This is a genomic window from Solwaraspora sp. WMMD937, assembly GCF_029581175.1.
Lineage (GTDB): Bacteria > Actinomycetota > Actinomycetes > Mycobacteriales > Micromonosporaceae > Micromonospora_E.
Window position 1 is genome coordinate 1,450,508 of record NZ_CP120738.1, and the last position, 18,116, is coordinate 1,468,623.

Annotated in this window: 3 protein-coding genes; all 3 read right to left on the minus strand. The window is 72.9% G+C overall.

Annotated features, from left to right (window positions below):
• Window positions 1-2: 2 nt before the first annotated feature.
• Genes O7621_RS06390 through O7621_RS06400 form a run of 3 tightly spaced genes read right to left on the minus strand, consistent with a single transcriptional unit; the run spans window position 3 to window position 18,079 of the window.
• Window positions 3-10,529 carry a type I polyketide synthase gene (locus O7621_RS06390; RefSeq protein WP_282233167.1) on the minus strand — a complete coding sequence of 3,509 codons (10,527 nt, stop codon included), beginning with the start codon at window positions 10,527-10,529 and terminating at the stop codon, window positions 3-5.
• Window positions 10,530-10,575: 46 nt separating this feature from the next.
• A complete protein-coding gene (locus O7621_RS06395) occupies window positions 10,576-16,761 on the minus strand; it encodes a type I polyketide synthase (RefSeq protein ID WP_282233168.1) in 6,186 nt (2,061 codons plus the stop codon).
• Window positions 16,762-16,810: 49 nt separating this feature from the next.
• Window positions 16,811-18,079: a cytochrome P450 gene (locus tag O7621_RS06400; RefSeq protein WP_282233169.1), complete on the minus strand. Its 1,269-nt coding sequence runs from the start codon at window positions 18,077-18,079 to the stop codon at window positions 16,811-16,813.
• Window positions 18,080-18,116: the final 37 nt, after the last annotated feature.

Genomic DNA, 18,116 nt, shown 5'->3' on the forward strand with positions numbered 1-18,116 from the left:
GGTCACGCCCGGCTACGTCCCAGCTCGTTGTCGATGTAGGCGAAGATCTCGTCGGTCGTGGCGGTCCCGAGGTCGGTGCCCGTCTCCGGCTCGGTCGCGGGATCGGCCGCCGGCCGGTTGCGCAGCCAGTCGGACAGGATCCGGCGCAGCCGCTCGGCCACCGCGTCGTCACCCGCCGCGGGCGGCCCGGCGGGGACAGCCGCCAGCGCGGCCTCGAGCCGGTCGAGTTCGGCCTGGGCGGGCAGCACCGGCCCGGACGCCTCCGGCACCAGCTCGGTCAGCAGGAACCGGGCCAGCGCGCGCGGGGTGGGGTGGTCGAACACGAGGGTGGCCGGCAGTGTCAGACCGGTGGTGGTCTTGAGCCGGTTGCGCAGCTCGACCGCGGTCAGTGAGTCGAAGCCCAGGTCACGGAACGCCTCGTCGGTGGGCACGAGCTGGGCGGAGACGTGCCCGAGCACCGCGGCGGCCTGCCCGCGGACGAGGTCGACGGCGTACCGTTCCCGGTTCTCGCCGAGGAGCTCACCGAGCCGGTCGCGCAGGGAGGACGGCGAGGCCGGCGCGGCGTCGGCGGTCCGCCGCGCCGGAGCCTTGACGAGGGCCCGCAGCAGCGGCGGAACCGGGGAGCCGGAGGCTCGTACGCCGGCCAGGTCCATCCGCATAGGGAGCACGAACGCCTCGTCGAGCGTGGCCGCCGTGTCGAACAGCGCCATGCCCTGCTCGAAGGTGACGGGCAGGAGGCCGCCGCGGCGTGCCCGACCGGCGTCGGCACTCGCCAGGTGACCGGCCATGCCGACGTTGTGCGGGTCGGCGCTGGCCTCCCAGGCGCCCCAGGCCAGTGACGTGGCGGGCAGCCCGAGGCTGCGCCGACGGACGGCCAGGCTGTCGAGGAAGACGTTCGCTGCGGCGTACGCTCCTTGCCCGCTGCCGCCGAGGGTTCCTGCGGCCGACGAGAACATCGCGAACATCGCCAGATCGGTGCCGGCGGTGAGCTCGTGCAGGTTCCAGGCCGAGTCGATTTTCGGGCGCAGTACGGTGTCGAGCTGCTCCGGGGTGAGGCCGGCGACGGTGCCGTCCCGCAGCACCCCGGCCGCGTGCACCACCCCGGTCAGCGGATGCTCGCCGGGGATCGCGGCCAGGACCGCGGCCAGCGCCGCCCGGTCCGCGGCGTCACAGGCGGCGACGGTGGCCCGGGCACCCAGGGCGGCGAGCTCGGCGACCAGCGGTGCGGTGGTGCGGGCCTGCTCACCCCGGCGGCTGAGCAGCAGCAGATGGCGCACGCCTCGCGCCGCGAGGTGCCGGGCCACGTGACCGGCGAGCAGACCCGACGCGCCGGTGATCAGCACGGTGCCGTCGGGGTTCAGGTCACCGGACCGCTCGGACCCGGTCGCCGGCACGAGACCGAGCCGCGGCACGGACACCTCCCCGGAGCGGACGGCGGCCTGGTACTCCTCGGCCGCCACGGCGGCGGCCACCGCGCGCGGCAGCACCTCCAGCGACGTGTCGTCGTCGTCGATGTCGACCAGCAGCAGCCGGTCCGCGTTCTCGGACTGGGCCGAGCGCAGCAGCCCCCACAGCGGCGACTGGACGATGTCGAGCGGTTCCCCGTCCCCGACCGGTACGGCCTCCCGGGTCACCACCAGCAGCAGTGAACCGGCGAACCGCTCCTCCGCCAGCCAGTCCTGCACCAGCCCGCTCACCCGGGTCAGCAGCCGGCGGGCGGCCCCGGGCACGTCGGTGCCCTCGAAGGCGCCCCCGAGCGTGTCGACCGGCAGCACCACGAGGTCGGGCACCCGGTCGGCGGAGGCCAGCGAGGACCAGTCGTCGTGCCGCCGCACCGAGCTGTCGTGGCGGGTCAGCGAGACGGTGACCGGCGAGTCACCGAGCACCGCCCACTGGCTGTCACCCGGGACGGAGCTGCCCAGGGGCAGCGGCACCCAGTCGAGCCGGAACAGGGACCGGTGCCGGCGGCCGGAGGCAGCCGGGGTGGCCTCCCCGGAGACCTCACGCAGCAGCAGGGCGTCGGCGGAGACGACGAGGTTGCCCGCTTCGTCGACGGCGACCAGCGTCAGCGAGTCGGCACTGGTGAGCGTCATCTTGACCCGCATCGTCACGGCGCCCTCGGCATGCAGCTGCACCCCGGTCCACGTGAACGGCAGCCGCAGCACCTCGTCACTGCCCTGCGGCCGGGCGGAGATCAGCGAGTGGAACATCGCGTCGAACAGGGCCGGGTGCAGTCCGAACACGGCGGCGTCGGCGCGTCCCGCCGGCGGGACGGAGACCAGGGCGAAGACCTCTTTGCCACGGACGTGCACCTCGCGCAGCCCCTGGAACGTCGGTCCGAAGGCGTACCCGGCGACGACCAGCTGCCGGTAGCACTCCTCGGCGGCGAAGGGCACCGTGTCGCGCGGCGGCCAGGTCAGCAGGTCGGACGGATCGGGAGCGGCGGGGGTCGCGGTGGCCAGCCAGCAGGTCGCGTGCAGGGTCCAGTCCTCGTCGAGGCCGTCGCCGGTGGGCTCGGGACGGGCGTGGACGGTGAGCTGGCGCTGCCCGGTGTCGAGCGGCGCGCCGATCACCACCTGCAGGGCGGTGGGGACGTCCGGGTCGAGCAGCAGCGGCGCCTGGACGGCCAGTTCCTCGACGCGGGGACAGCCGACCCGTTCGGCGGCCCGGAAGGCGATCTCCATGAAGGCCGTACCCGGAACGATCGTCATGCCGGACACCACGTGGTCGCCGAGCCAGGTCTGGTCGTGGACGCTGAGCCGGCCGGTCAGCAGCAGTCCGCCGCTGTCGGGCAACGGGACCTCCGCGGCGAGCATGGGATGGCCGGTGGCGACGAGGCCCAGTGAGGACACGTCACCGGCCGGGGCGGCGGCCTCGATCCAGAAGCGCTCGCCCTGGAAGGCGTACGTGGGCAGGGCGACCAGCCGGGCGCCGGCGTACAGCGGTCCGAAGTCGACCTCCGCGCCGTTGACGTGGGCCTGTGCCAGGGAGAGCAGAAAGCGGTCCAGGCCGCCCTCGGAGCGCCGCAGCGTGCCCCAGCTGTGGGCCTCGACGTTGCCTTCGTCGAGGAGATCCTGCACCGCCATCACCAGCACCGGGTGCGGGCTGGCCTCGAGCACCAGCCGGTGCCCGCAGGCCAGGGCTGCCTTGACCGAGTCCTCGAAGAGCACGGTCTCGCGCAGGTTGCGGTGCCAGTAGACGGCGTCGAGGTCGCCGGTCGAGCGCTCGTCGCCCTCGACGCAGGAGAAGAACGGGATGCTCGCGGCGGTGGACTGCACCGTGGCGAGCAGGCCGGCGAGCTCGTCGCGGATCTGATCGACCTGGGCGGAGTGGGCGGCGTAGTCGACGGGGATCAGCCGGGCGGTGACCCCGTCGCCCACGAGCACGGCGCGCAACTCGTGCAGCGCCTCGACCTCGCCGGAGACGACCACGGTCCGGGGACTGTTGATCGCGGCGACCGAGATGCGGCCGGCCCACGGCAGCATCCGCGGCTCGAGCTCCGCCCGGCCCAGCTGCACCGACATCATGCCGCCGAGGCCGGCGAGCCGCGTGAGGGCGCGGCTGCGCAGGGCCACGACCTTGGCCGCGTCGTCGCGGGAGAGTGCCCCGATCGCGCAGGCGGCGGCGATCTCGCCCTGGCTGTGCCCGACCACGGCGGCCGGTTCGACCCCGTACGAGCGCCACAGCGCGGCCAGCGACACCATCACCGCCCACAGCGTGGGCTGCACAACGTCGACGCGGCCGAGCATGGTGTCGTCGGTACCGCGCAGCACATCCACCGGTGACCAGTCGATCCACTCCGACAGCGCCAGCGAGCACGCCATGAACTCTGCGGCGAAGACCTCGGAGCTGTCGAGCAGCTCGGCGGCCATCCCGGCCCACTGCGAGCCCTGCCCCGGGAAGACGAAGACCACGCCGCCGCCACTGACGGCGCGTCCCTCGACGAGACCGGCTGCGGACTCGCCGTCGGCAAGGGCACGCAGCCCCAGCAGCAGCTCGGCGCGGGTCCGGGCGACCACCGCCGCCCGGTGGTCGAAGACCGCCCGGCTCTCCACGAGCGAGCGCCCGATGTCCCGCGGGGCCAGCTCCGGGTGCTCCTCGGCGAAGGCGTGGAGCCGGGAGGCCTGGGCCCGCAGCGCCTCCCTGGTACGGCCGGACAGCGTCCACACCACCGGCAGGTCCCCGGGCGGGGTGGCCGGCTCCTCGGCGGGCGTGCCGGGTGCCTCTTCGAGGATCACGTGGGCGTTGGTGCCGCTGATACCGAAGCCGGACACGCCGACGCGCCGCGGCCGGTCGCTACGCGGCCAGTCCCTGCGCTCGGTCAGCAGCTCGACGCCGCCCGACGACCAGTCCACCTCGGGGGTCGGCTCGTCCGCGTGCAGGGTGGGCGGCAGCACCCCGGCCCGCAGCGCCATGACCGACTTGATGACGCCACCGACACCCGCCGCGGCCTGGGCATGCCCGAAGTTGCTCTTGAGCGAGCCGAGCAGGAGCGGGGGGCCGGTGCGGTCCCTGCCGTACGTGTTGAGCAGCGCGCCGGCCTCGATCGGGTCGCCGAGCGGGGTGCCCGTGCCGTGGGCCTCGACGGCGTCCACGTCGGCCGGGGCCAGGCCCGAGACGGCCAGCGCCTGCCGGATGACCCGTTCCTGGGAGGGACCGTTGGGGGCGGTCAGGCCGTTCGAGGCGCCGTCCTGGTTGACCGCGCTGCCCCGGATCACGGCCAGCACCCGGTGGCCGTGGCGCTGGGCGTCGGACAGCCGTTCCAGCACCAGCCAGCCCACGCCCTCGGCGAGGCCGAACCCGTTGCTGCCGGCGGCGAAGGCCCGCGACCGGCCGTCCGGCGAGAGCGCGTTCTGCATGCTGAACTCAATGAACTGGGTGGGCGTGCAGATGATCGAGCAGCCGCCGGCCAGGGCGAGCGAACACTCCCCGCCGCGCAGCGCCTCCGCGGCCAGGTGCAGCGAGACCAGCGACGAGGAGCAGGCAGTGTCGACGGTCAGCGCCGGGCCCTCGAAGCCGAGCTCGTAGGAGACCCGGCCGGACATGATGCTGGCACTGGTGCCGGTGAGCCGGTAGCCGGACAGGTCGCCGGCCGCGCCGGACAGCAGCAGGGCGTGGTCCTGACCGTTGCTGCCGACGAACACTCCGGTGTCACTGCCGCGCAGTCCGGCCGGGTCGAGACCGGCGTGCTCCAGGCCCTCCCACGCCGTCTCCAGCAGCAGCCGCTGCTGCGGGTCCATGGCCAGGGCTTCCCGGGGGTTGATGCCGAAGAAGCCCGCGTCGAAGCGGTCGGCGTCGCGGACGAAACCGCCGCGGCGGACGTACGAGCGCCCGGGCAGCCCGCGAGCGGGGTCGTAGAACGAGTCCACGTTCCAGCCGCGGTCCCCCGGGAGGTCGCCGGTGGCGTCGACGCCGTCGGCGACCAGCCGCCACAGCTCCTCCGGCGACCGCACGTCCCCTGGAAAGCGGCAAGACATGCCGATGACGGCGATGGGCTCGTCGACGGCACGGGCAGCGACCGGCCGTACGGTGTCCGGGCCCGCGTCGCCGAGCAGCAGCGTGCCCAGGTGCGCGCCCAGCGCGGCGGCGGAGGGGTGGTCGAAGACGACGGTGGTCGCCAGGGGCAGGCCGGTGACCGCTTTGAGCCGGTTACGCAGCTCCACCGCGCTCATCGAGGCGAAGCCGATGTCGCGGAAGGCCCGGGTGACCGGGACCGCCCGGGTGTCGGCGAAGCCGAGCACCGCGGCCGCCTCGGCGCGCACCAGGTCGAGGAGCACCCGGGCGCGATCGGCCGGGTCGAGCCCGTTGAGCCGCTGGGCCAGCGCGGACGACGACTGGGCGACGGCGTCGACCGTACGCCGCAGGGGTGTCTGCACAAGGCCGCGCAGCAGCGGCGGCACGGCGCCCCGGACCCGGACGCGGAACGGCACCACGACGGGCTCGTCCACGGCGACGGCGGCGTCGAACAGGGCCAGGCCCTGGGCGGTGGAGGTCCACCGGCCCCAGGCGATCGACTGTCCACGCAGTCCGGAAGCCCGTCGTCGTTGTGCGAGCGCGTCGATGAATGCACTCGCGGCGCTGCGCTCGGCACGCCCGGGGGCGCCGAGCACACCGTCGACGGTGGAGAACAGCACGAAGGCGGTCAGCGCCGAGCCGCTGGTCGCCCGGTCCAGTGCCCCGGCCGTGGCGATGGAGTCGGCGGCGTGCACGACGGCATCGGGCGCCACGGCGGCGACGAGGGCGGCGAGCGCGTCTTGGTCGGTGAGGTCGCAGACCACGACCTCGACGCCGGGCTGGTCCTGGTCCGATGTGCCGGCCAACACCACGCGTTTCGCGCCCCGGGCCGCCACGTGCCGCGCGACCTCGGCGGCGCGGGTGCCGGCGTCGCCGGTGACCAGCACGGTGCCGGACCACGGCGCGTCCGCGGCACCCGCCGGGACGCGGGCAAGCCGGGGAACCGTGGCGGTCCCGGCGTGGCAGGCGACGTCGTCCTCCCCGGCCGCGAGGGCGGCGGCGATGACCGCGGCGATCGGCTCGTCGGCGGAGCCGGTGTCCAGCAGCAGGATGCGGCCCGGGTGGGCGGCCTGAAAGGACCGGACCACGCCGCGTCCGGCCGCCTGGACCGGATCGGGCAGCTCGGCCCGGGCGTCACGGGTGCGGATGACCAGCGTCGTCGACTCGGCACGCGGGTTCGCCAGCCAGGAGCCGAGCAGCGTCCGCAGCTGCTCGGTGACCTGGGCGGCGTCCTCGGCGCCGGTGCCGTCGAGCGTCGGCGCGGCGAAGACGGCGTACCCGGCGGCCGGCCCGGTGAGGGAGTCCACCAGCGCCGCCGGATCGGTCCAGGTGACCGGCTCGTCACCGGCTTCCCCGGGTACGGCCAGCGGCCGCATTCGCACCCCGAACAGCTCGCTGGCGGGATCCGGGGCCAGGCCCGCCTCGGTCACCTCCCGCATCACCAGGGCGTCCACGGTCGCCACGGGCTCACCGGCCACGTCGGTGGCCAGCAACGCGATCGAGCCGTCGGAGCGCGGGCGCAACCGGATCCGCAGCGCGGACGCACCGGCGCCCAGCAGCCGGACACCCGTCCACGAGAACAGCATCCGCATGGCGCCGCCCTCCTGGGGACGGGCGGCGATCAGGGCGTGGAACGCGGCGTCGAGCAGGGCGGGGTGCAACCCGAAGCGTCCGGCGTCGGCCGCGATGTCCTCGGGCAGGGCGACCTCGGCGTAGATGTCGGTGCCGTGCGACCACACTGCCCGCAGCCCTTGGAAGGAGGGCCCGTAGCCGTATCCGGCGGCGGTGAACCGCCCGTAGAGGCCGTCGGTGTCCACCGCGGTCGCAGCGGCCGGGGGCCACGACGTCAGCTCGTCGGTGGGGGTGGCTGCGGCGTGCCCGAGCAGTCCGGTGGCGTGGCAGGTCCACTCGTCGCCGCCGGCCACCGCGCCGGGGATGTCGGGGCGGGACCAGACCGCCACGGAGCGTCGGCCGTCGTCCTGAGGGCCGCCGACGAAGACCTGCACCGCGACGCCGTCGTGCTCGGGCAGCGTCAGCGGCGTCTGCAGGGTCAGTTCCTCCACGGTGTCGCAGCCGGCCTGATCGCCGGCCCGGAACGCCAGCTCAAGGTGGGCGGTGCCGGGGAGCAGCGCGGCACCCAGCACGACGTGGTCGGCCAGCCACGGATGCGTACGGCGGGAGAGCCGCCCGGTCAGCAGCAGCCCGTCCGGCTCCGGCAGCGCGATCGCTGCGGTGAGCAGCGGATGATCCAGCGGCGTGAGCCCGAGCGAGGACGCGTCGCCGCTCGTGGACCCGGGTTCGAGGCGGAACCGCTCGTGCTGGAAGGCGTACGTCGGCAGGGGCACCCGTCGCGCGCCGGTGCCCTCGAACACCACGCCGAGGTCGACCGGGGCGCCCTGCACGTGCGCCTGGGCCAGGGCCAGCAGGAACCGGTCGCGCCCGCCATCGCCACGGCGCAGGGTGGCGAGCGGGACGGCGGTGGCGCCGGTGTCGTCGATGATGTCCTGGACCGCCATCGCCACGACCGGGTGCGCGCTGACCTCCAGCATCAGCCGGTAGCCCTGGGCGAGCGCGGCCCGCACGGCCTGTTCGAACCGGACGGTCTGGCGCAGGTTGCGGTACCAGTGCCCGGCGTCGAGCCCGGCGGTGTCCATCCGGTCGCCGGTGACGGTCGAGAAGAACGGCACGTCGCTGGTGACGGGTCGCAGGGTGGCGATCATCTCCTCGATCCCGGCACGGTGCGGGTCGAGCTGGGCGGAGTGGGCGGCGACGTTCAGGGTGAGCCTGCGGACGCGGACGCCCTCGGCGGCCAGCTGCCCGGCCAGCTCGTCGAGGGCGGCGACCTCCCCGGACATGACCACCGCGTGGGGACCGTTGATCGTGGCGAGGGCGAGGCGGTCGCCGTACGGTGCGAGGCGTTCACCCAGTTCGTCGGCGCTGAGCTGGACGGCGACCATGCCGCCCCGGCCGTCCAGGTGCTGGTGCATGAAGCGGGCGCGGCCGGCGACGTAGCGGACGGCGTCGTCGCGGGAGACGGCACCGGCCACGTACGCGGCGGCGATCTCGCCCTGGCTGTGACCGATGACGCCGGACGGTTCGAGTCCGTACGAGCGCCACAGCGCGGCCAGGGCCACCATCACGGCGAAGAGCAGCACCTGGGTGGTCTCGAACTCGTCCAGGTCCGGCGCACCGGGATCCCCGCGCAGCGCCGCCAACGGCGACCAGCCCAGCCACGGCAGGAACGCCGCCTCGCAGGCCAGGAACTCGTCGCGGAAGACCGGCTCCTGCTCGAGCAGCTCAAGCGCCATGCCGCGCCACTGGGAGCCGTAGCCCGGGAAGACGAAGACGACCTTGTCACCGAAGTGGGCGGCACCCTGGACGACCGCGGCGGAGGGCTCGCCCGCGGCCAGGTCGGCCAGGCCCTGCATCAGAGCGGCCCGGTCGGAGCCGAGCACGACAGCCCGGTGTTCGAGCCGGCCGCGCGTGGTCGCCAGCGAGTAGGCGATGTCCAGCGCGGACAGCCGCGGATGCTCCTCGGCATGGGCGAGCAGGCGGCTGGCCTGTCCGCGCAGGGCTTCCTGGCTGTGGCCGGAGAGCACCCACGGCAGCAGCCCGAGCGTCCGGGTGACCTCCGGTCCGGTCTCGTCCCTGGGGGGCGCCTGCTCGAGGATCACGTGGGCGTTCGTGCCGCTGACCCCGAAGGAGGAGACGCCGGCGCGACGCGGGGCACCGGTCTGTGGCCACGGGGTGGGTTCGGTCAGTAGAGCGAGACCGCCCCGCTCCCATTCGACCCGGCTGGTGCGCTGCCCGGCGTGCAGCGTGCCGGGCAGCAGCCCGTGCCGGATTGCCTGGACCATCTTGATGATGCCGCCGACCCCGGCGGCGGCCTGCGTGTGGCCGATGTTCGACTTGAGCGAGCCGAGCCACAGCGGCCGCTCCGCGGTGTGTTCCCGGCCGTACGTCTCGAGCAGCGCACCCGCCTCGATCGGGTCGCCCAGCGCGGTGCCGGTACCGTGTCCCTCGACGGCGTCGATGTCGGCGGCGTTCAGCCCGGCGTCGTCGAGGGCGGCCCGGATGACGCGTTGCTGGGCGACGCCGCTCGGGGCGGTCAGGCCGTTGGAGGCGCCGTCCTGGTTGACGGCCGTGCCGGCCACGACGGCGAAGATCTCCCGTCCCTCGCGGACGGCGTCGGAAAGTCGCTGCACGAGCACCCAGCCGACGCCCTCGCCCCAGCCGGTGCCGTCGGCGCCCTCGGCGTACGCCTTGCAGCGTCCGTCGGACGCCAGGGCGCCCTGCCCGCTCGACTCGAGGAACATCGCCGGAGTGGCCATCAGCGCGACGCCGCCGGCGAGCGCCATCGTGCACTCGCCGCGCCGCAGCGACTGCACCGCCAGGTGCAGCGAGACCAGGGAGGAGGAGCAGGCGGTGTCGACGGTCAGCGCCGGCCCTTCGAGACCGAGGAAGTAGGAGACCCGTCCACTGAGCACGCTGGCGGTGGCGCCGGTCAGGCCCTGCCCGGCCATGTCGGCGTCGGTCCCGGACAGCACGATGACGTGGTCCTGGTTGTTGCTGCCGACGAAGACCCCGGTACGCGTGCCGCGCAGCGAGCGGGGGTCGATGCCGGCCGTCTCCAGAACCTCCCACGCGCCTTCCAGCAGCAGCCGCTGCTGTGGGTCCATCGCGGTGGCCTCGCGCGGGCTGATGCCGAAGAAGCCGGTGTCGAACCGGTCGGCGCCGGCGAGGAACCCGCCCTCGTGCACGGCGATTGAGCCGGCGACCGTGTCGAGGTCCCAGCCGCGGTCCGTGGGGAAGCCGGTGATGGCGTCGCTGCCGGCCTCGACCAGCCGCCACAGTTCGTCGGGCGAGTCGACCCCGCCCGGGAACCGGCAGGACATCCCGACGATGGCGATCGGCTCCCGCTGAGCCTGCTCGAGCTCGCGCAGGCGCTCCTGGGTGTCGTGCAGATCCGCGCTGACCCACTTCAGATAGTCGAGCAGCGTCTTGTCGTCAGGCATGGATCTCCTACCATTCTCTGCGAGCGGAAGGCGAGCGTGAGGGGAATCAGGAACGGGAGCCGCGGCCCAGCCGGGCGTCGATGAGCTTGAGAACGTCCTCCGCGTCGGCGGACTCGAGCGCGTCGGCGAAGTGCCGGGATCCGGCCGGGTCACCGGCGGCCGGGGCGGCTGTCCGGGAGCGCTCGTCGATGATTCTCCGTAGTCGGCGGACGAGCCGGCCGTCCACTTCGCTGTCGGGCGGCGCGGCGGCCAGCGTCGCCTCCAGCCGGTCCAGCTCCGCGAGCACGTCCGTTCCTGGGGCGGGACGGTCGGGGGTGAGCCGGTCGAGCACGAACCGGCTCAGTGCCTCGGCGGTCGGGTGGTCGAAGACCACGGTCGCCGGGAGGGTGAGGCCGGTGGCCACCTTGAGCCGGTTGCGCAGCTCGACGGCGGTCAGCGAGTCGAAGCCCAGGTCCCGGAAGGCGTCGCCGGGCGGGATGGAGGCGGCGGAGGTGTGCCCGAGCACGAGGGCGGCCTGCTCCCGGACCAGCTCGAGGGCGATGTGAGCAGCCTCGGCGGGCGGCAGGTCGCGCAGGCGCCGGGTCAGTGTCTGCCCGGCATCGGTGTCCGGGGTGGTGGCGCTGGGGCGGCGCTGGCGGACGAGCCCGCGCAGCAGTGCGGGGACGTCGGGCGCGGCGGCGAGCCGGGCGGTGTCGAGCCGGATGGGCACCACGACGGGCTCGTCCCGGTCGAGCGCTGCGGAGAGCAGCGCGTGCCCGTCGGACTCGGTGATGGGCCGGGCGCCGGTGCGTTCCTGGCGGGCGCGGTCGGCGTCGCTGAGCCGCTCGGTCATGCCCCCGGTGGCGGCCCAGGGTCCCCAGGCCAGCGCCGTGCCGGGCAGCCCTCGGTGATGGCGCAGGCCGGCGAGCGCGTCGGTGAACGTGTTGCCGGCGTTGTAGGCGGCCTGCCCCGCCGAGCCGAGGGCACCGGCGGCTGAGGAGTACATCGCGAAGTAGGCCAGATCGGCGTCGGCGGTGAGCTCGTGCAAGTTCCAGGCGCCGGCGGCCTTGGCGGACAGGACATCGTGGACGCGGGCCGGGGTGAGGGCGGTGAAGGGGGCGTCGTCGAGGGCGCCGGCGGTGTGCACCACCGCGGTCAACGGATGCTCCACCGGCACCCCCGCGATCACCTCAGCCAACCCACCACGATCAGCCACATCACATTGCGCCACCGTCACCGACGCACCCGCCGCCACCAACCGCTCCACCAACTCCACCGGCGCCGCCCGCCGGCTCACCAGCACCACCCGCCGCGCGCCACGACGCACCACATGCTCCGCCGCAACACCACCCAACAACCCCGAAGCACCCGTCACCAACACCGTCCCCCCCGGATCCAACCCCCGCGGCACCCGCAACACCACCTTGCCCACATGACGCGCCTGCGACATGAACCGCAACGCCTCCACCGCACGCCGCACATCAAAGACACGCACCGGCGGCACACTCAACACCCCCGACGCGAACAAACCCATCAACCGCCCCAACAAACCACCCAACCGCTCCCGCCCGGCCTCCAACAACTGAAACGGCCGATAAACCACCCCCGGCACCGAATCCCGCACATCAGCCACACCCATCTCCAAAAACTGACCACTCGGCCTCAACAACCCCAAAGACGCATCAACGAACTCACCCGTCAACGAATTCAACACCACATCAACAACCGGAAACCGATCCGCGAACTCCAACGACCGCGACGACGCCAACCGATCCCGCGGCACCCCCAACGCCTCAACCCGACCCCACTTCGACGGACTCGCCGTCGCATACACCTCCGCACCCACCAAACGCGCCACCTGAACAGCCGCCATACCCACACCACCAGCAGCAGCATGAATCAACACCGACTGACCACGACGCAACCCCGCCAAATCCACCAACCCGTACCACGCCGTCAAAAACGCCACCGGCACCGCGGCGGCCTGCTCAAACGACCACCCATCCGGAACCCGCACCAACCCCCGGCAATCAACCACCACCACCGACGAGAAACCCTCACCAAAAAGCCCCGCCACCCGATCACCAACCGCGAACCCCGATACCCCCGGACCCACCTCCAACACCACACCCGCACCCTCACTACCCAAACTCGGCTCACCCGGATACATCCCCAACACCATCAACACATCACGAAAATTCACCCCCGCCGCACGCACCCCCACCCGTACCTCACCCACACCCAACGGAGCCACCCCCACCGGCTCCACCACCAACCCCTCCAACACCCCCGGCACCCCCACCGCCAACCGCCAACCACCACCTGCAGGCAGCTCCAACAGCTCACTGCGGTTGGTCCGCTGGAGTCGGGGCACGCTCGCCTCGCCGGCGCGCAGGCTGAGCTGGTCCTCGTCGGCGGCCACGGCGGCGGGGACGGCGGCGGTGAGTGCGACGGCGGAACGGGGGTCCTCGTCGAGATCGGCCAGGAGCAGCCGGCCGGGGTTCTCCGTCTGGGCCGAGCGCAGCATGCCCCAGACGGCGGCTGACACCACGTCCGTCTCGGTTTCCGGGGCGTGCGCGTTGCGGGTCACCACGACCAGGCGGCTGGACTCGAACCGGTCGTCGGTCAGGAAGCCCTGCACGGCTGTGAGCACCTCACCGGTGACCGCGTGGACGGCGTCCAGCACCGCCAGGGGTGGCCGCGGAACGTCGAGCCGGACGATGGGTGGCACACTATCCTCCATGGTGGACAGCTGTGGCCACGGTGTGGTGTCCGGGGTGCCCAGCGGCAATGGCTGCCAGCCGGTGCGGAAGAGGTCGTCGGGAGGGCCGGAAACGGCCGGGGCAGCGGCAACCGTACGGGAAACGAGCGAACGTGCGGCCAGGACGAGCTTGCCGGTGTCGTCGGCGGCGAGGACCGCCATGGTGTCCTCGCTGTCGAGGGTGAGGCGGACGCGCAGGGAAGTGGCACCCACGGCGGCGAGGTGGACGCCGCTCCAGGAGAAGGGCACCTTGGTCACCGGGGGCGAGTTCTCGGCTGCGGCACTCGCGATGACCGCGTGCAGCGCCGCGTCGAGCAGGGCCGGGTGCAGCCCGAAGGCGCCGGCGTCGACGGGGAGTGTGACCTCGGCAAAGATCTCCTTGTCGCGGCGCCACACGCTGCGCAGGCCCTGGAACGCGGGGCCGTAGCCGTACCCGTGGCTGATCAGCCGGTCGTAGTCGACGGGGACGGGGACGACGTCTCGCGGTGGCCAGTCGGCGAGATCGGCGCCGTGCGGCGCGGCGGCGACGCGGGTGAGGACGCCGGTCGCGTGGCAGGTCCAGTCGGGAGAGTCCAGGGTCGTGTCGGGGCCGGCCGGGCGGGAGTGGACCGCGACGGGGCGCCGGCCGCCGTCAAGGGCCGGGCCGGCGGTGACCTGCAGGGCGACGGCCCGGTCGCCGAGCGGCAGGGGCGCGTGCAGGGTGAGTTCCTCGACGCCGGGCAGGCCGAGCCGGTGGCCGGCGTGCAGCGCGAGATCCAGCAGGGCCGTCCCGGGCAGGATCGGCGCACCGCCGACCACGTGGTCGGCGAGCCAGGGCTGCGCCGGCAGGGACAGGGCGCCGGTGAGCAGGGCCGTGCCGGTGTCCGCGACGCTGCTCTCGCCGGAGAGCAGCGGATGCCCGGAGTCGATCAGACCGATCGCGGTAGCGTCGGCCGCGGTGCCTGTGAGCCAGTAGCGCTCGTGCTGGAAGGCATAGGTGGGCAGGTCCTCCGGCACGGCACCGGGGAAGAGGGCGGCCCAGTCGACATCGGCGCCCCGGACCCAGATCTCGCCGACCGCGGTCAGCAAGGTGGCGGACTCGCCGTGGCCACGACGCTGAGCGGCAACCCACTGTCCCTCACCCATGGCCGACAACACCGCATCCGGACCCAACTCCAGAAACGTCGACACACCCGACCCTGCCAACACCGACACATCATCAGCGAAACGCACGCACTCGCGCACATGCCGAACCCAGTAACCCGACCCAGAAACATCACGAACCAGAGGAATCCGCGGCACACCGAACGACAACCCGTCCACCACCGCCGCGAAATCATCCAACATCGGATCCATCAACGGCGAATGGAACGCATGCGACACCTCCAACCGGCGCGTCCGCACCCCACCCAACCGCGCCACCACGGCATCCACATCGTCAACAGCACCCGACACCACAACCGACTCGGCACCATTGACCGCGGCGATGTCCACCACGCCCGACAACAACGGCCGCACCACGTCCTCCGACGCGGCAACGGCCACCATCACCCCACCGACCGGCAACGCCTGCATCAACTCCGCCCGCGCCCGCACCAAACGACACGCATCCACCAGAGACAACACACCCGCCACATGCGCAGCCGCGATCTCACCCACCGAGTGCCCGCCCACGAAAGCAGGCCGCACCCCCCACGACTCCACCAACCGGAACAACGCCACCTCGAACGCGAACAACGCTGGCTGCGCCACCCCCGTCAACGACATGTCACCGTCAACGTCCACCGGCAACAAAGCCCGAACCTCATCAAAAGAAGCAGCAAACACCGGATACCGCCCATACAATTCGGCACCCATACCCACACGCTGCGCACCCTGACCCGTGAACATCACCGCGAGGGAGCCGGCAACCGTTCTCGCGACGGGACGTCTGCCGGCGGCCAGGCGGGAGAGCTCGTGCCGCAACTCGTCGGGGCCGTCGCCGACGACCACCGCGCGGTGGTCGAGCACGCTGCGGACGGCGAGGGCGCGGCCGATGCCGGCGGGGGCGCCGGGGTGTGTGGCGAGCCGGCCGGCCTGGGCGCGCAGGGCCGCCTCGGACCGGGCCGACAGCGGCCACGGGATCGTCGCCGGCGCCGCGCCGTCGTTCGCCGGTTCGGCGCCGGGGAACTGTTCGAGGATCACGTGGGCGTTGGTGCCGCTGATGCCGAACGACGAGACGGCGGCCCGGCGGGGCGATCGGGTGGCCGGCCACCCGACCGCGTCGGTCAGCAGGCTGACGCGGCCGGAGCCCCAGCGCACGCCCGGTGCCGGCTGCTCCGCGTGCAACGTACGGGGCAGCAGCCCGTGTCGGATCGCCTGCACCATCTTGATGACGCCGGCCACCCCCGCAGCGGCCTGGGTGTGACCGATGTTGGACTTGACCGAACCGAGCCACAGCGGTTGTTCGCGGTCCTGTCCGTACGTGGCCAGCAGCGCCTCGGCCTCGATCGGGTCGCCCAGCCGGGTACCTGTCCCGTGCGCCTCGACGGCGTCGATGTCGCGAGGGGTGAGCCGGGCGTTGTGCAGCGCCTGCCGGATGACTCGTTGCTGCGCCTGGCCGTTCGGGGCGGTCAGCCCGTTGGAGGCGCCGTCCTGGTTGACCGCGGAGCCCCGCACCACCGCGAGGATGCGGCGGCCGTGGCGACGGGCGTCCGACAGCCGTTCCAGCAGCAGCCAGCCCACCCCCTCGCCCCAGCCGGTGCCGTCGGCCTCGGCGCCGAACGACCGGCAGCGCCCGTCGCCGGAGAGGCCGCCCTGCCTGGTGAACTCGACGAACAGCTCGGGCGTCGTCATGACGGTGACGCCGCCGGCGAGGGCGAGGGTGCTCTCACCCTGCCGTAGCGACTGCACGGCCAGGTGCAGCGCCACCAGCGAGGACGAGCAGGCCGTGTCGACGGTGACGCCGGGGCCCTGGAAACCGAAGGTGTACGAGATCCGGCCGGACAGCACGCTGGCGCTGGTGGCCGTGGAACCGAAGCCGGCGAACGCGGACGAGGGCAGTCCGGCGCCGTGGTCCTGACCGTTGGTACCCGCGAACACCGCCGTCGGGCTGCCCCGCAGCGACTCCGGGTCGATGCGTGCGTCCTCCATCGCCTCCCAGGCCGTCTCGAGCAGCAGGCGCTGCTGGGGGTCGGTGGCCAGGGCCTCCCGCGGTGACATGCCGAAGAAGGCCGCGTCGAATCCGCCGGCGTCGGCGAGGAAGCCACCGATCGGGGCGGCACCGCCCAGGTCGGACGGGGCCCAGGCACGGTCGGCCGGGGCCGGGGCGATCGCGTCGACGCCCTCGGCCACGAGCTGCCACAGCCCGGCGGGCCCGGTGACGCCGCCGGGAAGCCGGCAGGACATGCCGATGATCGCGACCGGCTCGGCGGCCGCGTCCCGGAGTTCCTGCACCTGCTCCCGGGCTCGGCCCAGGTCCGCCGTCACCTTCTTCAGGTAACCGCGGAGCTTGTCCTCCAGGTTCTCCGGCACGGTCTGCCTCCGATCGTTGCTGAGCGGGTGGGGCCGGCGGGCCGCCGGGTCAGGGCTGGAAGGAGACCTTCATGTGCTCCAGGCCGCGGACGACGATGTGCCGCCGGTACTCCAGCGAACTCTCGTCGACCTCGGGGTTCCTGAGCCGCTGCGCGAAGGCGGAGATGGCGATCTCGGCCTCGAGTTTGGCCAGGCCGGACCCGATGCAGAAGTGGGCGCCCGCCCCGAAGGCCAGCGACACGTTCTTGATCTTTCGGTGGACGTCGAACACGTCGGGGTTCTCGTACGCGCGGGGGTCGCGATTGCCGGCGGCCATGAGCACCACCACGATGGTGCCGGGATCGAGGTCGTACCCGCCGACGGTGGTGCGGGCCCGGGCCATCCGGGCGGCCAGGTGCACCGGCGGGTCGTAGCGCAGCGCCTCGTCGACCATGTTCGTGATCACGCCCGGGTCCTCCCGCAGCATGGTCATCTGGTCCTGGTTGCGCAGCAGCGCCAGGATGCCGCCGGAGATGAGGTTGGTGGTCGACTCGTGGGCCGCCACGAAGAGGGTGGCCAGCACGCTGGTCACCTCGAAGCGGGTGAGCCGTTCGCCGTTGCTCTCGGTGGCCAGCAGGCTCGACACCAGGTCGTCACCGGGGTTCTTGCGGCGGCGGTGGATCAGGTCGGCGAAGTAGGCGTGCGCGGCCATGGCGACGCTGCCGAACCGGTTGATCTCGTCGCGGTTGAAGACGTTCAGCACGCCGATGGCCGCGCCCAGCGTGGGCAGCTCGGTCGAGAGCGCCAGGTCGTCGGACCATTCCTTGAGCATGTCGCGCTCGTCGTCCGGGATACCGAACAGGTCGCAGATGATGCCGATGGACACCGGGTAGGCGAGATCGGCGACCACGTCGAGCTCGCCCCGGTCCTGGAACTCCTCGAACAGACCGTCCACGATGCGGGTGATCTGCGGTCCGAAGCTCTTCACGATCCGGGGGGTGAACGACTTCGACACGAGCTTGCGCTGGCGGCCGTGCCCGGGCTGGTCCATGAAGAAGATGGAGCTGGCCGCCCGTTCCGCGTCGTTGACCACGAAGCCCTTGATGGACGGTGCCTCGGAGGTGTCGCTGCCCATGTCGCGGTGTCGCAGGATCTGTGAGCAGTGCTCGTACTCGCCGAAGAGCACGACGGATCCGTTCTCGACGGCGGTGGGTCCCGCCTCACGCAGCTCGCCGAGCAGGGGGTAGGGGTCAGCCCGGATACCGTGATCCATCAAGCTGCGCAGCGGGTTGCTGCCGGCACCCGGCAGCGTCCGCGCCTCGGTGAGCTCACCACTCATGGTCCGTGTCTCCTCAACCGCTCGGCGACTGTCTGGG